The organism is Cellulophaga sp. 20_2_10 (assembly GCF_023476645.1).
Classification (GTDB): Bacteria; Bacteroidota; Bacteroidia; order Flavobacteriales; family Flavobacteriaceae; genus Cellulophaga.
On sequence record NZ_JAMCOJ010000010.1, the window covers coordinates 87,548 to 113,189 of the forward strand.

General features: G+C 32.6%; 27 protein-coding genes. 12 read left to right on the top strand and 15 right to left on the bottom strand.

Going from position 1 to position 25,642, the window contains the following annotated elements; all coding sequences use genetic code 11:
- Positions 1-58: 58 nt before the first annotated feature.
- The 5 genes from M4I21_RS15520 to trmB all read right to left on the bottom strand — a co-directional run bounded on the left by M4I21_RS15520 (position 59) and on the right by trmB (position 3,266).
- Positions 59-298 (bottom strand): NifU family protein, encoded by a 240-nt coding sequence (locus M4I21_RS15520; protein WP_249560141.1) that lies wholly within the window; start codon positions 296-298, stop codon positions 59-61.
- Between the two features lie 3 nt (positions 299-301).
- Positions 302-1,450: an Mrp/NBP35 family ATP-binding protein gene (locus tag M4I21_RS15525; RefSeq protein WP_249560142.1), complete on the bottom strand. Its 1,149-nt coding sequence runs from the start codon at positions 1,448-1,450 to the stop codon at positions 302-304.
- 170 nt (positions 1,451-1,620) lie between these two features.
- A complete protein-coding gene (locus tag M4I21_RS15530) occupies positions 1,621-1,956 on the bottom strand; it encodes an MGMT family protein (protein WP_249560143.1) in 336 nt (111 codons plus the stop codon).
- Positions 1,957-1,958: 2 nt separating this feature from the next.
- Positions 1,959-2,591 (bottom strand): LysE family transporter, encoded by a 633-nt coding sequence (locus M4I21_RS15535; RefSeq protein ID WP_249560144.1) that lies wholly within the window; start codon positions 2,589-2,591, stop codon positions 1,959-1,961.
- 3 nt (positions 2,592-2,594) lie between these two features.
- Entirely contained in the window at positions 2,595-3,266 is a 672-nt protein-coding gene (gene trmB / locus M4I21_RS15540) for a tRNA (guanosine(46)-N7)-methyltransferase TrmB (RefSeq protein ID WP_249560145.1), read from the bottom strand.
- Between the two features lie 70 nt (positions 3,267-3,336).
- Between trmB and M4I21_RS15545 the strand changes: the two genes are divergently transcribed.
- Positions 3,337-4,440: a glycosyltransferase gene (locus tag M4I21_RS15545; RefSeq protein WP_249560146.1), complete on the top strand. Its 1,104-nt coding sequence runs from the start codon at positions 3,337-3,339 to the stop codon at positions 4,438-4,440.
- Here the strand turns inward: M4I21_RS15545 and M4I21_RS15550 are convergent.
- Positions 4,365-5,420: a sensor histidine kinase gene (locus tag M4I21_RS15550; protein WP_249560147.1), complete on the bottom strand. Its 1,056-nt coding sequence runs from the start codon at positions 5,418-5,420 to the stop codon at positions 4,365-4,367. The genes M4I21_RS15545 and M4I21_RS15550 overlap by 76 nt on opposite strands.
- Entirely contained in the window at positions 5,420-6,109 is a 690-nt protein-coding gene (locus M4I21_RS15555; protein WP_072304301.1) for a response regulator transcription factor, read from the bottom strand. The genes M4I21_RS15550 and M4I21_RS15555 overlap by 1 nt, the downstream gene beginning before the upstream one ends.
- A gap of 179 nt (positions 6,110-6,288) precedes the next feature.
- On the opposite strand from M4I21_RS15555, the gene M4I21_RS15560 reads away from it, so the two are divergent.
- The 5 genes from M4I21_RS15560 to M4I21_RS15580 all read left to right on the top strand — a co-directional run bounded on the left by M4I21_RS15560 (position 6,289) and on the right by M4I21_RS15580 (position 12,525).
- Entirely contained in the window at positions 6,289-9,069 is a 2,781-nt protein-coding gene (locus M4I21_RS15560; protein ID WP_249560148.1) for a TonB-dependent receptor, read from the top strand.
- Positions 9,070-9,278: 209 nt separating this feature from the next.
- Positions 9,279-10,403, top strand: coding sequence for a beta-helix domain-containing protein (locus M4I21_RS15565; protein ID WP_249560149.1), 1,125 nt, complete (start codon positions 9,279-9,281; stop codon positions 10,401-10,403).
- A gap of 240 nt (positions 10,404-10,643) precedes the next feature.
- Positions 10,644-10,955 carry a T9SS type A sorting domain-containing protein gene (locus M4I21_RS15570; RefSeq protein ID WP_249560150.1) on the top strand — a complete coding sequence of 104 codons (312 nt, stop codon included), beginning with the start codon at positions 10,644-10,646 and terminating at the stop codon, positions 10,953-10,955.
- A 157-nt stretch (positions 10,956-11,112) separates the two neighbouring features.
- Entirely contained in the window at positions 11,113-11,445 is a 333-nt protein-coding gene (locus M4I21_RS15575) for a T9SS type A sorting domain-containing protein (RefSeq protein ID WP_072304305.1), read from the top strand.
- Between the two features lie 102 nt (positions 11,446-11,547).
- On the top strand, positions 11,548-12,525 hold the full coding sequence (locus tag M4I21_RS15580; RefSeq protein ID WP_249560151.1) for a LuxE/PaaK family acyltransferase: 978 nt from the start codon (positions 11,548-11,550) through the stop codon (positions 12,523-12,525).
- Between the two features lies 1 nt (position 12,526).
- On the opposite strand, the gene M4I21_RS15585 is transcribed toward M4I21_RS15580, so the two are convergent.
- From M4I21_RS15585 to M4I21_RS15595, 3 genes are read right to left on the bottom strand one after another with little or no spacing between them, the layout of a single operon-like run.
- Positions 12,527-13,165 carry a tetratricopeptide repeat protein gene (locus M4I21_RS15585; protein WP_249560152.1) on the bottom strand — a complete coding sequence of 213 codons (639 nt, stop codon included), beginning with the start codon at positions 13,163-13,165 and terminating at the stop codon, positions 12,527-12,529.
- Between the two features lie 15 nt (positions 13,166-13,180).
- Positions 13,181-13,771, bottom strand: coding sequence for a hypothetical protein (locus tag M4I21_RS15590; RefSeq protein ID WP_249560153.1), 591 nt, complete (start codon positions 13,769-13,771; stop codon positions 13,181-13,183).
- Between the two features lies 1 nt (position 13,772).
- On the bottom strand, positions 13,773-14,336 hold the full coding sequence (locus M4I21_RS15595; RefSeq protein ID WP_249560154.1) for a DNA-3-methyladenine glycosylase I: 564 nt from the start codon (positions 14,334-14,336) through the stop codon (positions 13,773-13,775).
- A 172-nt stretch (positions 14,337-14,508) separates the two neighbouring features.
- Here M4I21_RS15595 and M4I21_RS15600 point away from each other — a divergent pair, with 172 nt between their 5' ends.
- The 4 genes from M4I21_RS15600 (at position 14,509) to M4I21_RS15615 (ending at position 17,664) form a co-directional block, all read left to right on the top strand.
- Complete coding sequence (locus M4I21_RS15600) at positions 14,509-15,159, top strand: hypothetical protein (RefSeq protein ID WP_249560155.1); 651 nt, start codon at positions 14,509-14,511, stop codon at positions 15,157-15,159.
- Entirely contained in the window at positions 15,146-16,204 is a 1,059-nt protein-coding gene (locus M4I21_RS15605; protein ID WP_249560156.1) for a sensor histidine kinase, read from the top strand. The genes M4I21_RS15600 and M4I21_RS15605 overlap by 14 nt, the downstream gene beginning before the upstream one ends.
- Positions 16,204-16,914, top strand: a complete 711-nt coding sequence (locus M4I21_RS15610; RefSeq protein WP_249560157.1) for a LytR/AlgR family response regulator transcription factor — start codon at positions 16,204-16,206, stop codon at positions 16,912-16,914. Before M4I21_RS15605 ends, M4I21_RS15610 begins: the two co-directional genes overlap by 1 nt.
- 120 nt (positions 16,915-17,034) lie before the next feature.
- A complete protein-coding gene (locus M4I21_RS15615) occupies positions 17,035-17,664 on the top strand; it encodes a thioredoxin family protein (protein ID WP_249560158.1) in 630 nt (209 codons plus the stop codon).
- Here M4I21_RS15615 and M4I21_RS15620 read toward each other — a convergent pair.
- Genes M4I21_RS15620 through M4I21_RS15640 form a run of 5 tightly spaced genes read right to left on the bottom strand, consistent with a single transcriptional unit; the run spans position 17,647 to position 21,136 of the window.
- Positions 17,647-18,375, bottom strand: coding sequence for an energy transducer TonB family protein (locus tag M4I21_RS15620; RefSeq protein WP_249560159.1), 729 nt, complete (start codon positions 18,373-18,375; stop codon positions 17,647-17,649). The genes M4I21_RS15615 and M4I21_RS15620 overlap by 18 nt on opposite strands.
- 59 nt (positions 18,376-18,434) lie before the next feature.
- Positions 18,435-19,148 (bottom strand): tRNA pseudouridine(55) synthase TruB, encoded by a 714-nt coding sequence (gene truB, locus M4I21_RS15625; protein WP_249560160.1) that lies wholly within the window; start codon positions 19,146-19,148, stop codon positions 18,435-18,437.
- A gap of 10 nt (positions 19,149-19,158) precedes the next feature.
- Complete coding sequence (locus M4I21_RS15630; protein WP_249560161.1) at positions 19,159-19,944, bottom strand: undecaprenyl-diphosphate phosphatase; 786 nt, start codon at positions 19,942-19,944, stop codon at positions 19,159-19,161.
- Positions 19,945-19,947: 3 nt separating this feature from the next.
- Positions 19,948-20,214, bottom strand: coding sequence for a DUF3098 domain-containing protein (locus tag M4I21_RS15635; protein WP_249560162.1), 267 nt, complete (start codon positions 20,212-20,214; stop codon positions 19,948-19,950).
- Between the two features lie 43 nt (positions 20,215-20,257).
- A complete protein-coding gene (locus M4I21_RS15640; protein WP_249560163.1) occupies positions 20,258-21,136 on the bottom strand; it encodes a cell division protein FtsX in 879 nt (292 codons plus the stop codon).
- Between the two features lie 158 nt (positions 21,137-21,294).
- On the opposite strand from M4I21_RS15640, the gene M4I21_RS15645 reads away from it, so the two are divergent.
- Both M4I21_RS15645 and ald read left to right on the top strand, forming a co-directional pair.
- Complete coding sequence (locus M4I21_RS15645) at positions 21,295-24,288, top strand: leucine--tRNA ligase (protein WP_249560164.1); 2,994 nt, start codon at positions 21,295-21,297, stop codon at positions 24,286-24,288.
- A 163-nt stretch (positions 24,289-24,451) separates the two neighbouring features.
- Positions 24,452-25,552, top strand: a complete 1,101-nt coding sequence (gene ald / locus M4I21_RS15650) for an alanine dehydrogenase (RefSeq protein ID WP_249560165.1) — start codon at positions 24,452-24,454, stop codon at positions 25,550-25,552.
- The last annotated feature ends 90 nt before the right edge of the window (positions 25,553-25,642 follow it).

The following is a 25,642-nucleotide window of genomic DNA, read 5'->3' on the forward strand; positions in this document are numbered from 1 at the left end:
AATAAATGTAAAATTACAGAAGTTGTTATGCTAAAAATATGATATTTATCAGCCTTAATTAACCTACGTTTATTACTTCTTCTATTTGTGGTACATATTTTTTAATAGTCATTTCTACACCACTTTTAAGTGTCATTTGGTTTACACTACAACCTACACAAGCACCCTCTAGTCTTACTTTTACAGAAGTGTTATTATCTATTGAAATTAGCGAAATATCACCACCATCACTCTGTAAAAATGGACGAATTTCTTCCAGTGCTTTCTCTACGTTAGTCCTTACCTCTTCTGATGTCATTTTTTACTGCTTATTAACAGGCGAGCAACCCGCCATCGTTGTTATTTTAATAGCCTCTGTTGGTGGTAAATCTGTATTTCTATTTACTACTTCTTGCACTACATTTTTTGTAAGAGCCTCAAAAGCAGCTTCTATTAGTGTACCTTCTTGCATCGCTGCTGGTCTGCCTATATCACCGGCTTCTCTAATACTTTGTACTAAAGGAATTTCCCCTAAGAAAGGCACTTTTAAATCTTCAGATAAATGCTTAGCTCCTTCTTTACCAAAAATATAATATTTATTATTTGGCAATTCTTCTGGAGTAAAATACGCCATATTTTCTACAACTCCTAAAACAGGAACGTTTATAGAATCTTGCTGAAACATAGCTACACCTTTACGTGCATCTGCCAAAGCAATTTCTTGTGGTGTACTAACAATAACAGCCCCTGTAACTGGCATTGCTTGCATTATGCTTAAGTGAATATCTCCTGTTCCTGGAGGTAAATCTATTAGCATAAAGTCTATTTCTCCCCAGTGTGCATCAAAAATCATTTGATTTAATGCTTTAGATGCCATTGGTCCTCTCCAAATAACTGCTTGGTTTGGTTGCGTAAAAAAGCCAATAGAAAGTAATTTAACTCCATAGCTTTCTACGGGTTTCATTTTAGACTTACCGTCTATGTTTACTGCTAAAGGTTTCTCCTGAGCAACATCAAACATAATTGGCATAGATGGTCCATAGATATCTGCATCTAATAAACCAACTTTAAAGCCCATTTTAGCTAAAGTTACTGCTAGGTTAGCTGTTACTGTAGATTTACCTACACCTCCTTTACCAGAGGCTACAGCTATTATATTTTTTATTCCAGGAAGTGGCTTCCCTTTTATTTCGTTTGCTTTTGGTTTTTCACTAACCGCTGCAGCACCAACTTTTACGTTAATTGTAATTTTAGCCTTCTCATACACTTCTGCATGTATCGTTTTTAAAATCTCAACTTCTGTCTTTTTACGTGCCTGTAGACTTGGATTGTTAATAGTTATATCTACAACTACCTCATCACCAAAAACCATAACGTTAGTTACAGCTCCGCTATCTACCATATTCTTACCTTCTCCAGGAACCGTAATCTTCTCTAATGCCTTATAGACATCTTGTTTATTTAGCTTCATGTATAGTACTTTCTTTTTCAGCTTTTTACTTAAACTGATTCTAAATTGCAAAGATAGTGTTTAGGGGTGAGATTATGAAGTTGCAGAATTGAAATATAACATACTTTTATCAGTTTGCTCTATACTTTAATCTGTCTTAATTTTTAATAATTTAGAAAATAACAGCTAGTTTATTCTAGTTCTGTAAACGGATCCCAAAAGTGCTTATCTAACTCTTGTATTTGGTTGTCTATAACAACTACACCCTCGTTTTCTAACAATTGCTGCATTAGATTGGTACCATCAAAATGATGTTTACCTGTTAACAAACCTTTACGATTTACAACTCTATGCGCTGGTATTTCATCTTTTAAATGAGAAGCATTCATTGCCCAACCTACCATACGAGCACTACGAGCAGCACCCAAGTATTTTGCTATAGCACCGTAAGATGTTACTTTGCCATATGGTATTTGCGTTGCTACAGTATATACTCTCTCAAAAAAATTCTGATTATCTGCTGCCATTTTTAGTGATTGTAAACCCTTATTAAAGTTATAATAAAAAGCAACAGCATTAACGCACTTATAATATAATTGGAGTTCTTAGAAAACCCATTAGATTTTTTTTCTAATTTATTAAAGTACACAGTATATAAGTACAACACAGCAAACGTACCACAACCTGCTGCAAAAATAAACACAAGTATATCCCAAACCTCAAACTTAATCCAACCAGAGGCTTTCCACATAGCATTCATTCCACTGTAATACGGAATTGTAAGTAGGTTTATTGCTGCTAAAAAAACACCTTTAAAAAAACTATTTCGCTTGCTAATTTTTGGCTTTACTTTCTTTTTAGGCTTTATCCATTCTCTTGCCATAGCAAAAAAGTAAATCCCTAATAAGGCAAATACAGCTAAGGCCACTTTTAATAACACACCTACAACATCGGGGTTATTATGTAAAAACTTAGATATAACAACAGCTATATAGGCCTGTAAAATTACAGTTACAGAAACACCAATGCTAAAAATAATACCATTTAACTTCCCTTTTTCTACACTAATTTTTGCAGCATTCATATTTAGCAACCCAGGAGGTACTGTTGCCATAAAGGCACCAGAAAATGTTGCGAAAAAGAGAATAAGTAAATGTGTCATTGGTTAATTGACTCTAAATTTTATAAAGGTAATTGGTTTTCCTTTTTCAAGATACTGATTTTCGTAGAAAGTTTGTATTTCTAACACCTCTTTTGGACTTCCTTCGTTTTTATACACATCATGGTTGGCGTAGATTACCTCTAGACCTTTACCGTGCAACAAACCTAATGTGTAACCGTGCATAAATTCGCTATCGGTTTTTAAATTAACCACACCATCTGGCTTTAATATTTGCCTGTACTTAGCCAAAAAAGCCTCGTTAGTTAACCTATGTTTTGTTCGCTTGTATTTTATTTGTGGATCTGGAAAAGTAATCCATATTTCAGAAACTTCACCTTCAGCAAAAAGTTTATCTATTAACTCTATCTGCGTTCGTATAAACGCTGTATTATTCATCTCTTCTTCAATGGCAGTTTTTGCACCCCTCCAAAAACGAGCTCCCTTAATATCTACACCAATAAAATTTTTGTTAGGACTTTGTTTAGCTAAACCAACGGTGTACTCTCCTTTACCACAACCCAATTCTAATATAATTGGATTATCGTTCTTAAAAAATGTATTCCATTTGCCTTTTAATGCAAATGTTTGGTCCACAATTTCCTCTCTTGTTGGCTGAATTACGTTATCAAACGTTTCGTTCTCTTTAAACCTCTTTAGCTTATTTTTACTTCCCACAACATAAATTTAATGATTTGGCAAAGCTAAGGAAATCTATTTATGTTTTTATAGTAGTTTCTTTATCAGTATGAATAAAAGCAAACGTATACTGGTTGCCCCGTTAAATTGGGGCTTAGGACACGCTACTAGGTGCATTCCTATAATAAATACTTTGTTAGACCAAGGATTTACTCCTGTTATTGCGTCTGATGGCGACGCACTTAACCTTTTAAAAAAAGAATTTCCGGGCTTAGAATTTCATGAACTACCCTCTTACAAAATAAAATACGCTAAAAACGGCAAGAACTTTAAATTAAAATTGCTTTGGGATTCTCCTAAAATGCTAAAAGCAATACAGAAAGAAAAAAAGCAAACCAAAAAACTAGTAAAGGAGTTTAATATTGATGGTATAATTTCTGATAACCGTTTGGGTGTATGCTACAAAAAAGTTCCCAGTGTTTTTATTACCCATCAATTAAATGTGCTTACGGGTAATACTACGTGGATGACGACTAAATTGCATCAAAATATTATTAAAAAATTTGATGAGTGCTGGGTTCCTGATACAAAAAAGCAACCCAACCTATCGGGCAAATTAGGACATTTAAAAAACTCTAAGCTTAAAATTAAATACTTAGGGCCTTTAAGCAGATTTACAAAAACTGACGCTCCTAAAAAGTACGACTTAATGGTGCTATTATCTGGCCCAGAACCGCAACGATCTATGCTTGAAGAAAAAATATTTGACGAGCTTATTGGCTATCCAGGTGATGTTTTATTTGTAAAAGGAATTATAGAAGATGAGCAAAATATATCATCTTTAAGAGGCAATACTATTATTTATAATTATATGAGTTCTAAAGCACTAGAGCGCGCTATTAACGAGAGTAATTTTATACTTTGCAGATCTGGCTACACTACCATAATGGATTTGGCCAAGCTAGAAAAGAAAGCCTTTTTTATACCAACTCCTGGCCAGTTTGAACAAGAATATCTTGCCCAACGCTTAGATAAAAAAGGAATTGCACCTACCTGCAATCAGGACGATTTTACTTTAGAATTGCTAAAAAAAATTAAGAGTTACAAAGGGTTAAAAAAGATTAAATCTGAAATAGATTACTCAACTTTATTTGCCGTTTTCTCTAAAGTAAAAGAAAACTCTGACCCCACATCTACAACACTTTCTACGTAAATTTTTTCGTTGTGCGCTTCTATAATATGTTTTACAATAGACAACCCTAATCCAGAGCCACCAACTTCTCTGTTTCTACTCTTTTCTACACGGTAAAAACGTTCAAAAAGTCTAGACAAGTGTTCTTTAGAAATACCCTCGCCATTATCTGTAACACGTACAATTACTTTATTTTTTATAAGATTCTCTACACTAACTTCTGTTGTACCATTAATGTGTCCGTATTTAATAGAGTTTACCAATAAATTAGACACTACTTGTTGCATACGCTCTTTATCTGCCCTAACTAGTATTGGATTTTTATATTCCATATCAAAAGTTAACGTAATTTGCTTTTTAGCAGCACGCATTTCTAGAAGGTCAAAAACGTTTTGTATTAACTCTACAATATCAAAATCTTCAAACTCCATAGTAAGACCACCAGCTTCTAGCTTGGTAATCATATCTAAATCTTTAACAATATAAATTAATCGTTCTACACCTTTATTAGCACGTTCCAAGTATTTTTCTCGCACTTTTTTATCGTCCATAGCACCATCTAACAAGGTTAAAATATAACCTTGCACAGTAAATAATGGCGTTTTAAGCTCGTGAGACACATTACCAAGAAAATCTTTTCTGTACTCTTCTCTAATCTTAAGAGTATCAATTTCAATTTTTTTGCCTTGAGCAAATTTTTCAATTTCCTCTGTTAAGGTTTTTATATCTGTAGTAATTGGTGCCGAAGAAAAAGAAGTAGACTCTAATAGAGAAACGTCATCATATATTTTTTTAATTCTTCTATATATAAAACGCTCTACCCTATGTTGTATTATTAAAAAGGATACAACAAAACTTACTATTGCAAAACACACTAAAAACAGCCACTCTACAGTAGCTGCATAATGCATATACACCCCTAAAAACAATGTTAGCGTTAGTACAATAAATAGAGATGAACGAAAAGCGAATTTATATGACTTTTTTAGTCTTTTTGCCATTATAAAACAAACTTATAACCAACACCTTTTACGGTTTTAAAATGGTCGTCTCCTATTTTTTCTCTAAGTTTTCTAATGTGCACATCTATGGTTCTACCACCAACAACAACCTCATTACCCCAAACTTTATCTAAAATAACTTCTCTTTTATAAACTTTATTAGGCTTAGATGTTAGCAAAGCCAAAAGCTCAAACTCTTTTCTAGGCAATACAATTTCCTGACCGTCATTAATAACCTTGTACTCTTCTCTATTAATAATAATATTACCAACTTGTACAATATCTTCTTGCTCTGCAGCATCGTCTTCTTTAATTCTTCTTAACAAAGCCTTTACCTTACTAACCAAAACTTTTGGCTTAATTGGCTTAGTAATATAATCGTCTGCACCAGCATCAAACCCTGCAACCTGAGAATAATCTTCTCCTCTAGCTGTTAAAAAGGTAATAATAGTGTTTTGCAAACCAGGTGTGCTTCTAATAATTTCACACGCCTCTATACCATCCATTTCTGGCATCATTACATCTAAAATAATTAAGTGAGGATGTTTTTTCTTTGCTTTAGCAACGGCCTCAACCCCATTCTTTGCTGTAAAAACCTCGTATCCTTCTGCAGATAGGTTATAGCTTACAATTTCCAAAATGTCTGGCTCGTCGTCTACTAAAAGTATCTTAATATCCTTCTTTTTCATTTTTATATTTTATTGATTGGTTCGCCAAAAGTAAAGATAATACTTATACTTCAAAGCCGCTTAACATTCATTTAATATCGTAACATTTAAATAACAATTAGGAATTAAATTGTTAACACGCAGGTAACATCGCGTTCACAGGTTGATACGTTCTTTGCCGCAACTATTAAACGAAATTAATGAGACTTTTATTATTGACTTTTTGCCTTTTAACATGCTTATTATCAAGGGCACAAGAAACCGGAAGTATTGTTGGGAAACTAACAGACAAGGAAATGAATGACGACCCGTTGGCATTTGCTAACGTATTAATTAAAGGAACAACTAAAGGAGCTACATCTGATTTTGATGGGCTATATGAGATTGCAAATTTAGAGCCAGGAACATATACTATACAGTTTAGTTATGTTGGTTATGAAACAGTAGAAATACCAAACGTAGCAGTTCTTGCAGGCAAGGTTACTACTATTAATGTACCTATGTCTGCCAATGAAGGTATGATGTTAGATGAGATTGTTATTACAACAGTAACAAGAAAAGATTCTGAAACAGCTTTATTACTAGATCAAAAAAAAGCAGTAAGCTTTAAAACTGCAATTGGAGCAGAAGAACTTTCGCGTAAAGGCGTAAGTGATGTTGCTGCTGCAGTAACTAAAACTACTGGCGTATCTAAACAAGAAGGTTCTGGAAGTATTTTTGTACGTGGTTTAGGCGATCGTTACAACATTACAACACTTAATGGTTTACCATTACCATCTAACAACCCGTCTAACAAAAATATTATATTAGATATTTTTACTACTGATATTGTTGAATATGTTGGCATTAGCAAAACTTTTGAAACTCAAAATTATGCCGATTTTGGTGGTGCAAACATAAATATTGTATCTAAAAATTTCTCTGGGAAACCTTATATTAATATAGGAGTGGGAATTGGTGCTAACTCTAATGTTTTAGATTTAGATAATTTTTATTTACAAGACGGCCCATCATATAGTGGCTTCAATACTGTTAAAGCCCCTAGCACTCCTTTAGACCCATCTAGCTACAACACAAGCTGGGACAGGCAAAACAGTAAAAATAGAATAAACAACAGCTATTCTTTATCTGGAGGAAAAAGATTTAACTTAGGCGAAGAAAGTAGCTTAAGTGCATTTATTACTGCTTCCTTTGATGCTGAGAACAAATACACAGAAGGTATAGACAGAGGTAGTATTACCGCTCAAGGAACTATAAACTCTGATTTTTACAGAAAATCTTATAAGCATAACACCAACACAACTGTGATGGGTACTGCTAATTACAAGATTAACTACAGAAACTCTATCTCTTTTACTTCTCTATTTTTAAATTCTACATCTCAAGATTACAGTGAGTACGAAGGAGAAAACCAAAATTTTGATGGTGGCGCTTCTGGAGATAATAATTTAACTGGTTTTATTAAACGTGGTACTTACGATCAAACAAAGTTATTTGTTAACCAATTATTAGGAGAGCACAGAATAAATGAAGAATGGAATTTAGACTGGGCTGCCGGATATAGCATCCTTAACAATGAAATTCCAGATCGTATGCAAAATACATTTGTACCTTCTCGTGACGGCTCATCTAATTATACCTTTTTCACAGATTCTAGTATACACAATCACCGTTACTACCAAGAATTAGAAGAAAAAGAACTTTCTGCTAACCTTGCTCTTTCTTATAACTTTAATAAAGTAGAAGACGAGTTTAAAGGAAAAGCTACGGTTGGTTATTCTGGTAAATTTAAAGACATTAGCTTTTCATCTAACCAATATTCGTTCTTCCCAATTACTAACAGAATTAATTTTCCTGTAGAAGGAATACACGATGTTGATACATATTTAGGTGAAAATAATTACGATACCACACAAGGTGATAGATCTAGTGAAATTCCTCAGTTATACGATGGAAATTTAGATGTACACGCAGCATACGCAAACGTACAGTACAAATTAACAGAAAAGCTTTCTGCTATTGCAGGTGCAAGAGTTGAACAATTAGACCAAAGCGTCTTTTTTATTACCTCTTTACAACCAGCTGGTGGTAATTCAGATTTTTCTCCTCTTAATTTTTTACCAAGCTTAACTGCTAAATATGAGTTAAACGAAAAGCAAAATTTAAAATTTGCTTTTAGTAAGACATATACTTTACCTCAATTTAAAGAAAAAGTAAAACTTCTTTTTGAAGAAGTTACCCAAGGTTACGAAGGAAACCCAAACTTATACGCATCTACAAATTACAATGTAGATTTAGGATGGGAGCTATATCCTAGTAATTCTGAATTAGTTTCTTTTACTGCTTTTGGTAAATTAATACAAGACCCTATAAACGAAATGTTTACAAACTCTTCTTCAGGAAACATTACTTATGCTAATACAGGTGAAAAAGCTGTTGCTATAGGTGCAGAGGTAGAATTAAGAAAAAGTATCTACGAAAAAGAAGATGAAAATGATTTAAAAGAAAAATTATCTTTTGGTGTAAATGCATCATACATATATAGTAATCAAGATTTAGACAAAGACAAGGTTTTTAATGAAAACGGGTTTGGCGCTAACTTTACATTTGATGAAGTTAAACTTTCTGGAGCATCAGATGTTTTAGCAAATGCAGACATTTCTTTTCTAAAAGAATTTTCTGAAACTAAAGATGTATCCGCTACATTATCTTACGCATACTTCTCTGATAAATTAGCCGTAATTGGAACTCAGAATAAAGGAAACATGATAGATAAGGCTATCAATAATTTAGATTTTATTATAAAAACTGGTTTAACAAAAAATTTAAAAGTTGGCCTATCCTATAAAAATATCTTAAACCCAAGATACGAGAGAGTGTTAGAACAAAGTGAAGTTCCTAGATCGACATCTGGAGACGTTTTAGTAAGTTCTTTTAAAGTAGGATCTAAATTTAGCCTATCTCTAAATTACAAATTCTAAAAGCAAACCAAATTCACATTATAAAGAGCGATTACTTAATTGTAGTCGCTCTTTTTTTTATGATTTTTTTTAAGTGTAAACTTTAGGTTAAATCCAATTCTCTAATTTAAAAAACACTTAACATCAAAGTAATATACACTTAACGCTATACAGAGATATAGTCCCTTTCTTTGTCAAAACAAAAACTACAAAACAAAATTTTAAACAAGATGAAAAAATCAATTTTAGCTTTATCGGCAATTATAGCTCTTACATTTACAAGTTGTGATAGTGATGATGACACAACACCAGTTGTACCAAAAAGTACATTTGAATTAGTAGCAGGAAATTTAAAAGGAGACATTACAGATGGTACTGTAACATTAGACCCAAATGAAACTTACACGCTAACCGGTGCTCTTGTTGTAAAAAGTGGAGCTACTTTAGTAATTCCTGCAGGAACTACAATTAAGACAGATGCAGATTTACCTAGCACATCTTTATACATTGCTGTAGAAAGAGATGCTACAATAAATATTAATGGTGTATCTGGAAACCCCGTAGTAATGACTTCTGGTAAAGCTGAACCAGCACAAAGTGATTGGGGTGGATTAGTTGTATGTGGTAACGGTATTGCTAATACTGGAGCAAATGGAACTACAGAAGTTGGTGGTCTTAGCTACGGTGGTACTGACAATGGAGATTCTTCAGGAAAGATTAACTTTTTAAGAATTGAATATACTGGATCTAAATTCTCTCCAGAAAAAGAATTTAATGGTGTTTCTTTTTTCGCTGTAGGTAGCGGTACAGAAGTATCTAACATATACACTTACGAAAGTGGTGATGATGGTATCGAATTTTTTGGAGGTGCAGTAAATGCATCTAACTTAGCAATAGTAAACTCTTACGATGATTCTTTAGATTTTGCAGATGGCTTTGCAGGCACGTTAACAAATGTATATATATCTGGTGTTACTAAGGCAGGTGTAGAAGGTTCTAATAACGGAAGTAATGATATTGCTGACCCTATTACAAATGCAAAAATTAACAACATCTCTATAGTAAAAGGTTCTGATGCTAAATTTACTGCTAGTGAGCAAGCAATTAACTTTAAAGAAGGTGGTGGTAAGCAAGCTTATACAAACTTATTTGTAGATGGTATTGCTACTGCTTGTAAGCTTGATTCTGGTTCTGGTGCTACTGCTAGAATAGCTGCTGGTGAATTTACAGTTACTGACTACCAATTTACTGCAACAGGTGCAGATTTAAACGGAGCTACATTCTCTGGAGCAACTACTGCAACAGGAGCTAGCAACGGAGCTGCTGAACCAACTTGGTTAGCAGGAATTAAATAATAAATTCTTAAACACTAACATAGTGTTTCAACGAACCGTCTAAACATTGTTTAGGCGGTTTTTTTGTATCAAAAAATGCCGTAGCATAAAATAATACAGTCGACAAACATATGTAAAATATGAAAGAAATAACTTTCAAAAAAGTTTGTTTTTTCTTTTTATCGAAAATGTTAAAATTTATACAACGTAAAAAGTTTCAGTTTAGTATATTTGTAGTATATTTATTGTATCCAGCTTTATATGAAACACTTATACCTTGTCTTATTTTTTGCATTTTCTACAGTGACTGCCTTTGGGCAAGACGCTAAGACTAGCTCTGATATAGAAGGTTTAAAGCTTTACCCTAATCCTGTGACTAATGGAAAAATTTACATTAGCACTAAGAAAAATGCTCCAAAAAAAATATTAATTTTTGATGTTTTAGGTACAAAAGCGTTAGAAACAAAATTGATTGGCAAGGAATTAGACCTTTCTAATTTAGATGCTGGTGTTTATGTAATTCGTATTTTTGAAAAAGATAAAATTGCAACACGTAAGCTGATCATTAAATAAGTTGTAGTTCATCGACACAACTCCTTTTCCCTAATTATAGTATCTAATAATCAATAAAAGCCGATTTTACCTACAAAAAATCTGTTTTCACAACATTAAATATTTTTAGGCCTTTACTTATTCTACATTTACAGAGCTAAACCCAAATCAGCAAAGAATGAAGAAAATCTACATTTTGTTTTTAATGACGTCTTGCCTACTAGTTTCAGCCCAAGAAAAGGTTGTTAACTTTCCTATGCAAAACAGCGATATTCCCCAAATTGCAGATTTTAAACTATACCCAAATCCTGTTGCAGAACGCACAGTTTATATTACTACAAAAGAAAACAAAGCGAAAGACATTGTAGTCTATAATATTTTTGGAGAGGTAGTTTTAAAACAAAGAATAATAGCCAAGCAGCTAAATATAGAAAAATTAATACCTGGTATGTATTTGATGCAGGTTACAGAAAATAAAAAAACAGTTACACGCAAATTAGTCGTGAAATAAAAATTAAACCCAGACAACCACATAAAGGCTCTAACAACTTGTTAGGGCTTTTTGTTTTCTACAACTAAGTAGTTGCTTACTTTTGCACTATTAATTGTAAAAATGAATACAGACTCTATATTTAACATACAAACTGAAGACGAATTTAATGCCGCTGCTTTAGCTGTATTTAAATTTCAATACACAAACAATCTCGTTTATCAGGAGTTTTGTAATCACCTTAACAAAAACATAGTTTCTGTTACTCATTATACAGATATTCCATTTTTACCAATTCAGTTTTTTAAATCTAAAAAGGTATTAATACAAAATGCCACCCCAGAAATTACATTTAGCAGTAGCGGTACAACTGGTACAGTTACAAGCAAACACTATGTTTCTAGCGTGCAAGTATATATAGATAGTTACTTAAAAGGTTTTAAATATTTTTACGGAGATATAAGAGCATATTGTGTTTTGGCACTATTACCATCTTATTTAGAACGCGAAGGTTCTTCTTTAATTTATATGGCAGACGATCTTATAAAAAAGAGCGAACACCCAGATAGTGGATTTTATTTAAATAATATTGAGGCTCTTGTTGCCAAACTACAAGCCTTAGAAAAAAAGGGGGCAAAAGTACTTTTAATAGGTGTTTCTTTTGCTTTGTTAGATGTTGCCGAGCAATACAACCTAAACCTTAAAAATACCATAGTTATGGAAACTGGCGGAATGAAGGGGAGGCGAAAAGAACTAATTAGAGAAGAACTACACCAAGAACTACAAAAAGGGTTTGGCGTCTCTAAAATACATTCTGAATATGGAATGACCGAGTTATTATCACAAGCTTATTCTAAAGGAAACGGTATTTTTAATACTCCGCCTTGGATGAAAATACTAACTAGAGACCCCGAAGATCCATTAACACTGCAAGCTATTGGTAAAACAGGAGGCATAAATGTTATAGATCTTGCTAATGTAAATTCTTGTGCTTTTATAGCCACACAAGATTTAGGAAAGGTACACCAAGACAATAGTTTTGAAATTATTGGTAGGTTTGATAATTCTGATATTAGAGGTTGTAATTTATTAGTACTATAACCTAATCCAAAACAGTTAACTCACCATCTATAATATCTCTTATTCCCTCTAAATTAGAATATCCATTAATTTTAGCTTCGTTAAAATACTTTTCTGTAGCAATAGAGTCACCCGCGTAATAAAAAGCAACACACAAGTTAGCTGCAATAACAGGATTTCCTTTATCTAACTCATAACTCTTTACTCCTACTTCTGTTGCTTTAGCAAACTCTTTTTGTTTTAAATAAATTACAACCAAACTAGAATAAGCTTCTGCGTATTTAGGGTTTATTTTTATAGCTCTTTCATACAATTCTGCTGCTTTTTCATAATTACCAGCCATACGCTCTACAATTCCAAGACCCGTAACCGCTTCTTCCATATAAGGATCTACTTTTATTGCATTATCAAATGCATTTCTAGCCTTTTCATCATCCTCTAGAGCTATATAGGTATTACCTAAAAGTGTCCAAGCATACTCGTTTTGTTTTTCTTTTACTACATACTTCTGCATTAAACTATTAGCAGTATCTACATTGCCTTTTAGGTACTCGTCACTAGCTGTTGCAATATCCAATTGTTTAGTAAGCTCTGATTTTTCTCCATTACCACAACTTATTAAACTTAAAAAAAGAACTACTATTAAAAAACTATTTTTCATATACTTTGTTTACTATTAATACAATACTCTATCAAAATTTGCTGGCAGCATATTTCTAGTTCTTAGCAGCACGCCATCTGAATTAAACCAAAATTCTTTATATACTTTATCGCCATCTTTTTTTCCTTTTACTACAAACTTATACGCTATACTAGATGTTATTAAATTCTGAAATGCACTTTTAAAAACACTTGCCTCTTCCTCTTTAGAAGCTACAGGATACTGTTGATACATTCTACGAATTTTATAATTTTCTAAGGACGAATTAAATTGTGATTTTATATGCAAAAGCACTTCTGCAGGAAAATCTAATTCTTCTACCCTAAACCCTATATTTTGCAAGTCCCCTTCATTAGAATATTGCATTTGATACCGTAATTTAACTTTTTTAAATTTAGCGGTAAATACAACATCTTCTGTACCTACTTCTTTATAGTATTTTATCTTTTTTACATTATCGCCTAATGTTTCTTTGGTATAACCTATCTCAGGAAATTGAGATTTTAAAATTCGATGTTCTCTTTCAATTTTATTTTGCGCTACAGTTGTTATCACACAGAAAAAAAATAAAACAACAGAAAAACCAATCTTTTTTAATCTTGACATATTATACTTCATTATACCTAAAACAACTAATTTCGTGATCGTTAACCATACCAACCGCCTGCATAAATGCATATACAACTGTGCTACCTACAAATTTAAATCCTCTTTTTTTTAAGTCTTTACTAATGAGATCTGACAGTGGCGTATTAGCAGGTCCTTCTTTATAATTAGTTAACGTATTTTTTAGTGGCTTGTTGTTTACAAAGCCCCATATATATTTGCTGAAACTGCCAAATTCTTCCTGTACTTTAATAAAAGCCGCAGCGTTAGATATAGCAGAATTTACTTTTAATTTATTTCTAATAATACCCGCATCTTGTAACAAAAGATCAATTTTATCTTGTTTGTAATTCACTATCTTTTTATAGTCAAAATTATCAAATGCTTTTACAAAGTTTTCGCGTTTACGTAGTATGGTTATCCAACTTAAACCCGCCTGAAAAGTCTCTAGAATTAAAAACTCAAATAACACGGCATCATCTTTAACAGGACTCCCCCATTCTTTATCATGGTATGCTTCATACAAGTCATCACCTACACACCAACCACATCTATGCTTTTTCATATATTAGCTTTATTAGATTAAAGATATGTAAGTTTTTGAAATAGTATTTCCTTTTGTTATAAAAACGAAAAAAACCATTGTTTAACAGTAGTTAATCCTTGTTTAACGAAACAACTTGCTATACTTTGTATATTGTTATTGTTTTGACCTTATAATCATAAAAACAAATATTATGAAAGCTAAAAACTTACTTATAGCATTTTGTGTACTGTTATTTAATTCCTGTGTATTAAAATCATTACACCCTTTTTATGTTTCTAGTGCTATTTTTTTTGAAAAATCTTTTACAGGTAATTGGGTCGATTCCAAGAATGGAAAATGGGATATAGTAGCTCTAAATGATGAATTTAAAAAAGAGAAAGAGCCAATGTCCGAAGAAGATAAAAAAATGTTCCAGCAATACAAGGATGGTTACTTTATTAAATATGTAGAGGATAAAAAAGAAGCCACTTTTATTGGTATTCCCTTTAAAGTTAATAATCAGTTATTTATAGATTTTAATCTATTTGAATTTGATACAGGTGAATTAAATAACCTTGTAAAGTCAAATATAATAGAAACACATACAGTTGCTAAATTAGAGCTATTAAATAATGGTAGTGTTAGTCTAAAATGGTTAGATGAGGACAGGTTATCTGAGCTTTTTGAAAAAAATCAAATACAATTAAAACACGAAAAAGTTGGCATTAACAAAACCCTTGTGCTAACAGGTTCTTCAAAAGAACTATATAAATTTTTAAAAAAATATTTAGACTCAGATATCAAAAACAAATGGGAAACCGATAAAAAATTTACGTTAACTAGAGCTAATGAAACTCCCTAATCAAGAAATTTTAAATAAAAAAATGCACAGACCACTACTCTTTAATGTAGTAGTCTGGGTTTTTTCATATATTATTTTACTTTTTACCTTTAGCAAAGGTAAAACTCCTGTAAAAATTGATTTTATTTACACGCTAGTTTTTCTTATTACTGCTGCTATACCAGTTCTTATTAATTTATATGTTCTTATCCCAAAACTCTTAAAAAGAGAAAAATATTTGCTTTATGCACTAATATTTACAATAAATTTAATTCTATTTATTAAGCTAAATCATTGGTTTTTAGAACCTATTTTAGATTGGTTGTTTAAAAATTATTTTTTCATTTCCTATACCAATAAATCTGGAGTCAGCACAATATTTATCATATTCTTAGTGGCAACTACTTTATTAAAATTAGCTGAAGATTGGGTTTATTTTAATAAGAAAGAAAATAGACGTTTAAAGTTAGATAATCAACACATTCAAATGCAACTAACATCCTTACGTTCACAGATAAATCCGCATTTTTTATTCAATTCTTTAAATGTCATTTACGCGCTTGCAATCGAAAAAAAAGAAGAAATAAAAGATGCCATAGTTCAGTTATCTGATATTCTACGATATGTGATTTATGACTCCAATACTAAAGACATTACTATAAAAGATGAAATCACATTGATAAACAATTATGTGAATTTTCATAAATTTAGGTCACATAATATTAAGAACATTACAATCAATACTTCAATTGAAAATGAAAATTTTACACTTTATCCAATGCTATTATTACCTTTAATAGAAAATAGTTTTAAGCACAATGCAGAGGATGAATCTGGTAATGCTTTTATAAAAATAAATATTATACAAAAAGAGGGTGTGTTAACTTTTACCATTTCAAATAATAGTTCTAATGACACCGAGATTAGTGACAAAGAAACCTCTGGAGTGGGCTTAGAAAACATAAAAAACAACTTAAATTTGGTTTATCCTAATACGCACACCTTTACAATTAATAAAACCAAAAATACATTTGTGGTAAAACTAACTCTTGAAAATCATAACTAATGAACATAAAGTGTTTAGTCATAGACGATGAGCCCTCTTCTCAACATATCCTAAAAAAATTTATTGATGATGTAGATTTTTTAGAACTCATTGATGTGTGCAATTCAGCAAATGATGCATTAATTAAACTAAAGGAACATATAGATATAGATGTCTTGTTTTTAGACATTAATATGCCCAAAATATCAGGATTATCATTTTATAAATCACTACGGAACCCTCCAGAAGTCATTTTCACCACAGCTTATTCACAATATGCCATTGACGGGTTTGAAGTAAATGCCATAGACTATTTATTAAAACCTTTCTCTTTTGATCGTTTTTTAATCGCCGTAAATAAATTAGACAAAAAAAAAGAGGATTTAGAGACTACAATACCTCCTAATGATTTTTTATTAATCAAATCCAATAAGGTCTTACACAAGATATTGCTTACCGACATTATTTTTTTGGAAGCTGCTGGTGATTATGTTAAAATATATTTGGAGGATAAATACATCACAACGAACACCACATTTGGCAATATGCTAGATTCCCTGCCCAAGAGAATATTTGTTAGAACACATAAATCTTTTGCTGTAAACTTTAAAGAAATAAAAAGCATATCTGGAAACTTGATTATAACTACAAATCATAAAATTCCTATTGGACAAAAATATAAAGCAGAATTTCTAGAATTTTTGGATATAAACGAGTCTAACAAAAGCTAAATCATAGCTCTAATTTAGTTACTGTAAGTTTATACAACTTTTTACTACCAATGTGACTAATATCAGCTTATATAAATAGTTTGTATATTATTTTTGAATAAAAAAGTAAAGCGTTTAGTTATGAATACAACAAATACAATAAACCATAGTGTAACACCATTAATTAACAATGCAATTTCTACTGCTATGCCTTATACAGCGTACAGGGAACTAATGCAGAATTTAGTAGCCAATAATAAGTCTACTGGAGAAGTGCAAAATGATGATTTAGCAAACTATACCATGTTAAATGATAAACGTATGAAGCGTTTAGACAAAACAACAAAGTTAGATGCTACTACTATTGAAAAAATAAAACAAGTAACTACTAAAACTACTTGGTTAGTAATAACAGAAAGTTGGTGTGGTGACGCAGCACAGTCTATGCCTGTAATGCAAAAAATTGCTGAACAAAATCCTAATATTGATGTAAAAGTTATTCTTAGAGATGAAAATCTGGAGTTAATGAATCACTTTTTATACAACAACACATTGTCTATCCCTAGAGTTATTGCTATTGCTAATGATACACAAGAAGTGATAGGGAATTGGGGACCAAGACCTAGCAAACTAACAACAATAGTTGAAGCTTACAAAGCAGAACACGGATCTTTAGATGCTGATTTTAAACAAGAATTACAAGTATGGTACAATAAAGATAAAGGACAAAATACGATTGAAGATTTGGTACAATTACTTCCCTTGAAATAGGTAGGTAATTGTTCCTTTTTGACTTTCTTTTGTAGAACTATTAAATTGTGCTTTTAACGCATATTCTATAGCATTTTCTACCAAGCAGCCATTACTTGTTCCAGAACTTTTTTTATTAAATTGAGCATCTACAACATTGCCCAAATTATCTACTTCTATATTTACAACTACTTTACCACCCTCTATACAAGTGTATGTTGGTGGTGGCAGATCGTATGCGTTTCTCTTTACTAAAGAATAAGATATAGATGTTTTACGCTTTGCTAAGTTATGAGACACCTCATCTTTTTTAGCATCTTTTTCGCCTAATTTCTGTTTGGCTTCTTCGCGTTTTTTTGCTAATTGTTTTAAACTAGCAGCATAACCATTTTCAGAACTTACCAATTTAGAATTAGGATCGCTTTCTGCATCAGACGTAGCTTCTTCCATTAATTCTTCTAATGTTTTTAAAGGCTCAGGATTACCATAGGTAGGTTTTGCCTTTTCATTATAAGCTAAATGACTTTTTATTTCTTGCTGATTTGCTTGTTCTTGCTCTTCTTTCTGAACTTCTTCTTCTAAGATTTCCTCTTCCTCTAGCATCGCTAATTCTACAACATACTCTTCCTTCTTCTCTTTTGAACCTATGTGTATATTATACAAAGACAATATTACAATAGACATAGAAAACAATGTGATTAAAAACGATAAGTATCTACTATCTTTAAACATATATGTTATAACCTTTTTTTCTTAAAAATATTTTACCTTTTTTAAAAAAATTAAAGATTTTACTTCTCCTTCGGTTTCTCCATACCCAATACGTCTGTATGAAAATCTGCAGGACTTACTGCATTATCTACGTTAAAATCGCCTATTTTGGTTCTTCTTAGGGCAGATAAGTATCCGCCACTTTCTAATGCAACGCCAAAATCGTTAGCTAAAGAACGGATGTAAGTACCTTTACTACATACCACTCTAAAATCTACATTAGGCAAATCTATCTTTGTAATTTCAAAAGTAGTAATTTCTATTTCCCTAGATTTTATTTCTACGGCTTGCCCTTCTCTAGCATACTCGTATAAACGTTTACCATCTTTTTTTAAGGCTGAAAAAACTGGTGGTACTTGTTGTATTTTTCCAATAAAATTAGCGGTAGTAGCGTGTATTTGTTCTTCTGTAATATGTTCTGTTGGGTATGTTTGATCTACAGCGGTTTCCTTATCATAAGACGGTGTAGTACCGCCCAATGTAATAGTACCTGTATACTCTTTTTCTTGTCCTTGTAAGGTTGGTATTCTTTTAGTGAATTTCCCTGTACATATTATCAATAAACCTGTTGCCAGAGGGTCTAATGTACCTGCGTGTCCAATTTTAATCTTCTTTAAATCGAACTTTCTACGAATACCCCACTTTAGTGCATTAACTGCCTGAAAAGACGACCATGTTAATGGTTTATCTATTAGCAATATCTGCCCTTCTAAAAATTCTTCTTTGGTAATCACGCTATAAAAATTAGATTACGGTTAATGGGTATATAAAATAGTGAATTGCCAAGATTGCCAACCCTACTACTATACGGTAGTAACCAAACATTTTAAAACCGTGTTTGCTTAAATAGCCAATAAATGTTTTTATAGCAAACAATGCTACTAAAAACCCGACTACATTCCCTATAATTAATAAGTTAATTTGTTCTCCTGTTAAGGTATATCCCAGCTTGTAAAAATCGTAACTTTTCTTTAATGTAGCTCCTAACATTGTAGGCACTGCTAAAAAGAAACTAAATTCTGCAGCTACAGTTCTAGATAGTTTTTGCGACATACCACCCACAATACTTGCACCACTTCTAGACACACCAGGAATCATTGCCAAACATTGAAAAAACCCAATTTTAAGTGCCGTAACATATGTAATTTCCTTTTCTTCCGAATCTGAAAACCAATGGTCTACACGTAATAAAATTGCGCCTCCTATAACTAAAGATATGGCTACCGTTATTGGACTTTCTAATAACGAGTCTATAACATCGCTTAACAATAAACCCAAAACTACAGCTGGCATAAAAGCAACTAATAGCTTTAAGTAAAAGTCTACACTCTGAAAAAAGCGTTTAAAATAAAGTACAAACACAGATAGGATGGTTCCTAACTGTATTACTATGGTAAATAATTTTGTAAATTCTTCTTGGGCAATGCCAAAAAAAGAAGAAACGATAATCATGTGCCCTGTAGATGATACTGGTAAATACTCCGTAATACCTTCTACAATGGCTAAAATAATTGCTTGTAATATGTCCAAAATTTAGTCTTTCTTCTTGTGTGGATTTAATAAAATAGCATAGACTTCTATACCCAAACCTAATAACACCAAGGTTGGTGCTAGGCGTATTCTTCTAAAATTGTAGATCTCAGGATTAAATACATTTGGATCATCACTACCACCACCGCTCATTAAAACAAAACCAAGTGTTATAAGAGCCAAACCTATACCCATAAAAATATAGTTCTTCTTCTGAAAAATAAATTCTCTTTTAGAATTCTCTTCTGTGGTGTTATTATTTTTTCTCATTTGTAAAAATTTTAATCCTTATCTAATTTTTAACGTTGCAAATCTAATAATATAAATCGTCTGTCCTAAGATTTAGAAAGCGTTGTGTAGCTAAAAATGTACTTATAAACGAAATTAACACTCCTAACACAAAAACAGCTGCAAATAAACACCCTAAAATAAGTGGTTCTTTAAATAATGTAAGTTCTGGGAAAAAATCGTCTATGTAATAAATAGCAATTGCCAAACCTACAATAGCGATTAAAGCACCTAACATACCCAACTTAATATTAGTCCATAAAAATGGCCTACGTATAAAACGTTTTGTTGCACCAACCATTTGCATCGTTTTTATAATAAAACGTTTAGAGTATACCGATAATCGTATAGAACTGTTAATCAGCAAAAATGCAATAAAAGCAAATATTCCACTAGCAACTAAGATCCACAAACTAATTTTCTTTACGTTATCATTTAACAAAGAAATAAGAGGCTTGTCATAACTAACTTCTTCTACATAATCTTTTGCTTCTATATTGCTTGCTATTTCTTCAATCTGTTCCGGAGACACAAAATCTGCTTTTAACTGTACATCTATGGAGTTTTTTAAAGGGTTATACCCCAAAAAATCCATAAAATTTTCCCCAATAGCTTCCGTATGTTTTTCCGCTGCTTCTTCTTTAGACACAAAAGTTGCAAGCTTAGTATAGTCGGCCATTGCTAAACTTTTCTGCAATTGGTCAACTTCTACCTGCTTTGCTTCGTCCTTTAAAAAAACAGAAACTGTAATCTGTTCTTTAAAATGATCTGCCATTTTCTTGGTGTTTATAACCAACAATCCTAGTATACCTAGTAAAAATAACACTAAGGCTATACTAAGTACTACAGAAAAATAAGAGGAAATTAATTTCCTTTTTTGATAACGTTCAAAAGATTTACTCATAACTTATAACAATACGTAAAAATAGTAAAGTAATTTGGAATAATACACTTTCTATTTAGATAGAGTTCAAATGCACATCAATAGACTTTCCGCTTTCAATGATTAACCTTATTTTTGCGGCACATTTAACCCTAGACAACGTCTAGAAAGACAAGCATATGAACTACGATTTTAGTAAAATTGAGGCCAAATGGCAAAAATATTGGGCAGAAAACCAAACATTTAAAGCAGAAAATAATTCTGATAAAGAAAAATTTTATGTTTTAGATATGTTCCCTTATCCTTCTGGTGCTGGGTTACACGTTGGTCACCCACTTGGCTATATTGCTAGTGATATTTATGCGCGCTACAAAAGACACCAAGGTTTTAATGTATTGCACCCAATGGGATACGATTCTTTTGGTCTTCCTGCAGAACAATATGCTATACAAACTGGGCAACACCCGGCTATTACTACAAAAACAAACATAAACAGATATAGAGAACAACTAGATAAAATTGGTTTTTCTTTTGATTGGAGTCGTGAAGTACGTACTTCTAATCCTGATTATTACAAATGGACACAGTGGATTTTTATTCAGCTATTTAATTCTTGGTATAATAATGATACCAATAAGGCTGAAGACATTTCTACCTTAATTGCTTTATTTGAAAAAGAAGGAAACGCTACTGTAAATACTGTTTCTGATGACGATATACTTGTTTTTACTGCTGATGAATGGAAGGCATTTGACACTAAAAAACAACAAGAAATTTTATTACAATACAGACTAACATACCTGGCAGAAACCGAAGTAAATTGGTGTCCGGCTTTAGGAACTGTATTGGCTAATGACGAGATTATAAACGGCGTATCAGAACGTGGCGGACATTCTGTTATTCGTAAAAAAATGACACAATGGAGTATGCGTATTTCTGCATATGCACAACGTTTGTTAGACGATTTAAACACAATAGACTGGCCACAACCTTTAAAAGACTCACAAACCAACTGGATTGGAAGAAGTCAAGGTGCTTCTGTTACTTTCAATGTCCTTGCGAGCGAAGCGAAGCAATCTCATCAAATAGACGTTTTTACCACTCGCCCAGATACTATTTTTGGTGTTAGTTTTATGACTCTTGCTCCAGAACATGAGCTCGTTGCTACTATTACTACTCCAGAACAAAAAGCAGAAGTAGATACCTACATACAAGCCACTGCAAAACGTAGTGAGCGCGAGCGTATGGCAGATGTAAAAACTATTTCTGGTGCATTTACTGGTGCGTATGCAGAGCATCCTTTTACAAAAGAGCCTATTCCTATTTGGATTGGCGACTATGTACTAGCGGGCTACGGAACAGGTGCTGTTATGGCGGTACCTTGTGGTGATCAGCGCGATTATGATTTTGCTAAAAAATTCGACATTGCTATCCCTAATGTTTTTGAAGGCGTAGATATATCTGAAGAAGCACACGCAGATAAAGATAAAACTGTAATTGCTAATTCGGACTTTTTAAACGGACTACCGTATAAAAAAGCAATGAAACTAGCCATTTACGAGCTAGAAAAAATAGGCCACGGTAAAGGTAAAATTAACTACCGCTTGCGCGATGCTGTTTTTAGTAGACAACGTTACTGGGGAGAACCTTTTCCTGTGTATTACGTAGATGGTATGCCAAAAATGATAGATGCCAAGCATTTACCTATTTCATTACCAGAGGTAGAAAAGTACTTACCAACCGAAACTGGCGAGCCGCCATTAGGCAACGCAACCGTTTGGGCTTGGTGTACTAAGGAAAATAAAGTTGTAGACAATAGTGAAATAAACAATGAGACTGTATTTCCGTTAGAGCTAAATACAATGCCAGGTTGGGCAGGTAGTAGTTTTTACTTTAACCGTTATATGGATCCTAATAATACAGAAGCTATATTTTCTGATGATGCAATTAACTACTGGCAAGATGTAGATTTATATATTGGTGGTAGTGAGCACGCAACCGGACACTTATTATATGCACGTTTTTGGCAGAAATTTTTGTTTGATAAAGGTGTAGTTCCTAAAAATGAGTTTGCCAAAAAACTGATTAACCAAGGAATGATTACAGGCACAAGTGCTTTTGTTTATAAAGACTTAAAGCTGTATTTCACTACAGATGAAAAAGATAAGAAACAACTTAGTTTAAATCAGCATAAATTTGATCAAAAATGGGTAATTTCTTATAACTTACTCTCAAACCAAGAATTTTTATTGAAATTATTTAAAAATACTAAACCTAGTAGTCCTGGTGCTCTAAAATTATATGAAAAAGTTTTTAACGGTACCGAGAAATATATAGTAAAAGCAGCCGTAAACGCAATACACGCAGATGTTTCTTTTGTAAATGCTTCTGATGAATTAGATGTTGAAGCATTTAAAAATTGGAGAGAAGAATATAAAGATGCTGAGTTCCTATTAGAAGACGGCAAGTACATTGTTGGTCGTGAAGTAGAAAAAATGTCTAAATCTAAATACAATGTGGTTAGTCCAGATAGTATTTGTGAGGAATATGGCGCAGATAGTTTACGTTTGTACGAGATGTTTTTAGGCCCATTAGAGCAATCTAAACCTTGGAATACTGCTGGTATTACAGGTACGCACGGTTTCTTGAAAAAATTATGGCGTTTATATATAGATGATAATGGCACTAAATTTACAGATGCTGCACCAACTAAAGACAACTTAAAAACATTACACAAAACCATTAAAAAAGTAGCAGAGGACATAGAGAACTTTTCTTTTAACACATCTGTATCTACGTTTATGATATGTGTAAATGAGTTGTCTAGTCAAAAATGTACAAGCAAAGAAATTTTAGAAGCCTTAGCTATTTTAGTTTCTCCGTATGCACCACATATAGCTGAAGAATTATGGCAACAATTAGGACATACAACTTCTATTGCTACAGCTCCTTTTCCAGCGTTTGATGCATCTCACCTTGTAGAAAGCAGTAAAGAATACCCTATTTCTTTTAATGGAAAAATGCGTTTTAAACTAGAGTTACCATTAGACTTGTCTAAAGAAGAAATAGAAGCAACAGTAATGGCTCACGAAAAAACCATTGCTCAACTCCAAGGACGCGAACCTAAAAAGGTTATTGTTGTTCCTGGAAAAATTATAAATATTGTAGGGTAACAACCTAAATAATTACATTCAAATTAACTACACCCCTATTTTTTTAGGGGTGTTCTTATTTAAAAACGACATTCTTAATCTACACCCCCTACTTTTATCAATTATTCAACTATTATTTTTTGCAATTAATTTAATTTAGCACAAAATCTAAAATTAGTTAATTATGATTGTTGGTATCCCTCAAGAAATTAAAAATAATGAAAGTCGAGTTGGTATAACACCAGGTGGGGTTTTTGAATTAACAAAGAACAACCACACCGTATACGTACAGTCTGGAGCTGGTGAAGGCAGCGGATTTAGCAATACCGATTACCAACAGGCAGGCGCTGCAATTTTGGATACTATTGCACAAGTTTACGCAATGAGCGAAATGATTGTTAAGGTGAAAGAGCCTATTGCAGAGGAATACGATCTTATTAAAGAGGGACAAATTTTATTTACATATTTTCATTTTGCATCTAGTGAAGCACTAACCAAAGCAATGATTAAGCAAAAAGCCATTTGTATTGCTTATGAAACCGTTGAAGATGAAGAAGGAACTTTACCATTACTAACTCCAATGTCCGAAGTTGCCGGTAGAATGGCTATTCAACAAGGCGCAAAATACCTAGAGAAACCCGTAAAAGGCAGAGGTGTACTTTTAGGAGGTGTTCCTGGTGTTGCTCCAGGTAAAGTTCTAGTTCTAGGTGCCGGTGTAGTTGGCGTACAAGCTGCTAAAATGGCAGCTGGTTTGGGAGCTCACGTCACCATACTAGATGTAAACATGAAACGCTTACGTTATGTTAACGATGTTATGCCACCGCACGTAACAACAGAATTCTCAAACGAATTTAACATTAGAAAACACATAAAAACACATGACCTTATTATTGGCGGCGTACTATTAAAAGGCGCTAAAGCTCCTAACCTTATCACAAGAGATATGTTAAAGGACATGAAACCAGGAACTGTAATTGTAGATGTTGCCGTAGATCAAGGTGGCTGCGTAGAGACTACCAAACCAACTACCCATGAAGATCCTATTTATATTATAGATGATGTTGTACATTATTCTGTAGCAAATATGCCAGGTGCTGTACCATACACCTCTACAATGGCTTTAACCAATGTTACATTACCATACACTTTAAAATTAGCCAATTTAGGCTGGGAAGCCGCGTGCAAGCAAGATGCCTCTTTACAAAAAGGACTAAACATTGTGTCCGGCAAAGTAGTATACAACGAAATACTAGAAGCTTTTGGCTGGGAAGAAGTTCTTGCATAAACACTTAGAATTGTCAGTAAATTAAACCTCGCCAAATTTGGCGAGGTTTTTGCTTTTTAATTGTTATATTTATTTCTTTTAAAACACAAA

Excerpts from the sequence above, each read along its gene's own strand:
- M4I21_RS15565 (WP_249560149.1), top strand. The coding sequence starts at position 9,279 with ATGAAAAAATCAATTTTAGCTTTATCGGCAATTATAGCTCTTACATTT.
- M4I21_RS15570 (WP_249560150.1), top strand. The coding sequence starts at position 10,644 with ATGAAACACTTATACCTTGTCTTATTTTTTGCATTTTCTACAGTGACT.
- M4I21_RS15620 (WP_249560159.1), bottom strand. The coding sequence starts at position 18,375 with ATGTTTAAAGATAGTAGATACTTATCGTTTTTAATCACATTGTTTTCT.
- M4I21_RS15520 (WP_249560141.1), bottom strand. The coding sequence starts at position 298 with ATGACATCAGAAGAGGTAAGGACTAACGTAGAGAAAGCACTGGAAGAA.
- M4I21_RS15640 (WP_249560163.1), bottom strand. The coding sequence starts at position 21,136 with ATGAGTAAATCTTTTGAACGTTATCAAAAAAGGAAATTAATTTCCTCT.
- M4I21_RS15615 (WP_249560158.1), top strand. The coding sequence starts at position 17,035 with ATGAATACAACAAATACAATAAACCATAGTGTAACACCATTAATTAAC.
- M4I21_RS15580 (WP_249560151.1), top strand. The coding sequence starts at position 11,548 with ATGAATACAGACTCTATATTTAACATACAAACTGAAGACGAATTTAAT.
- M4I21_RS15590 (WP_249560153.1), bottom strand. The coding sequence starts at position 13,771 with ATGTCAAGATTAAAAAAGATTGGTTTTTCTGTTGTTTTATTTTTTTTC.
- M4I21_RS15560 (WP_249560148.1), top strand. The coding sequence starts at position 6,289 with ATGAGACTTTTATTATTGACTTTTTGCCTTTTAACATGCTTATTATCA.
- M4I21_RS15600 (WP_249560155.1), top strand. The coding sequence starts at position 14,509 with ATGAAAGCTAAAAACTTACTTATAGCATTTTGTGTACTGTTATTTAAT.
- M4I21_RS15545 (WP_249560146.1), top strand. The coding sequence starts at position 3,337 with ATGAATAAAAGCAAACGTATACTGGTTGCCCCGTTAAATTGGGGCTTA.
- M4I21_RS15555 (WP_072304301.1), bottom strand. The coding sequence starts at position 6,109 with ATGAAAAAGAAGGATATTAAGATACTTTTAGTAGACGACGAGCCAGAC.
- M4I21_RS15530 (WP_249560143.1), bottom strand. The coding sequence starts at position 1,956 with ATGGCAGCAGATAATCAGAATTTTTTTGAGAGAGTATATACTGTAGCA.
- M4I21_RS15550 (WP_249560147.1), bottom strand. The coding sequence starts at position 5,420 with ATGGCAAAAAGACTAAAAAAGTCATATAAATTCGCTTTTCGTTCATCT.
- M4I21_RS15585 (WP_249560152.1), bottom strand. The coding sequence starts at position 13,165 with ATGAAAAATAGTTTTTTAATAGTAGTTCTTTTTTTAAGTTTAATAAGT.
- M4I21_RS15645 (WP_249560164.1), top strand. The coding sequence starts at position 21,295 with ATGAACTACGATTTTAGTAAAATTGAGGCCAAATGGCAAAAATATTGG.
- M4I21_RS15535 (WP_249560144.1), bottom strand. The coding sequence starts at position 2,591 with ATGACACATTTACTTATTCTCTTTTTCGCAACATTTTCTGGTGCCTTT.
- M4I21_RS15635 (WP_249560162.1), bottom strand. The coding sequence starts at position 20,214 with ATGAGAAAAAATAATAACACCACAGAAGAGAATTCTAAAAGAGAATTT.
- ald (WP_249560165.1), top strand. The coding sequence starts at position 24,452 with ATGATTGTTGGTATCCCTCAAGAAATTAAAAATAATGAAAGTCGAGTT.
- M4I21_RS15575 (WP_072304305.1), top strand. The coding sequence starts at position 11,113 with ATGAAGAAAATCTACATTTTGTTTTTAATGACGTCTTGCCTACTAGTT.
- M4I21_RS15525 (WP_249560142.1), bottom strand. The coding sequence starts at position 1,450 with ATGAAGCTAAATAAACAAGATGTCTATAAGGCATTAGAGAAGATTACG.
- M4I21_RS15610 (WP_249560157.1), top strand. The coding sequence starts at position 16,204 with ATGAACATAAAGTGTTTAGTCATAGACGATGAGCCCTCTTCTCAACAT.
- M4I21_RS15595 (WP_249560154.1), bottom strand. The coding sequence starts at position 14,336 with ATGAAAAAGCATAGATGTGGTTGGTGTGTAGGTGATGACTTGTATGAA.
- M4I21_RS15605 (WP_249560156.1), top strand. The coding sequence starts at position 15,146 with ATGAAACTCCCTAATCAAGAAATTTTAAATAAAAAAATGCACAGACCA.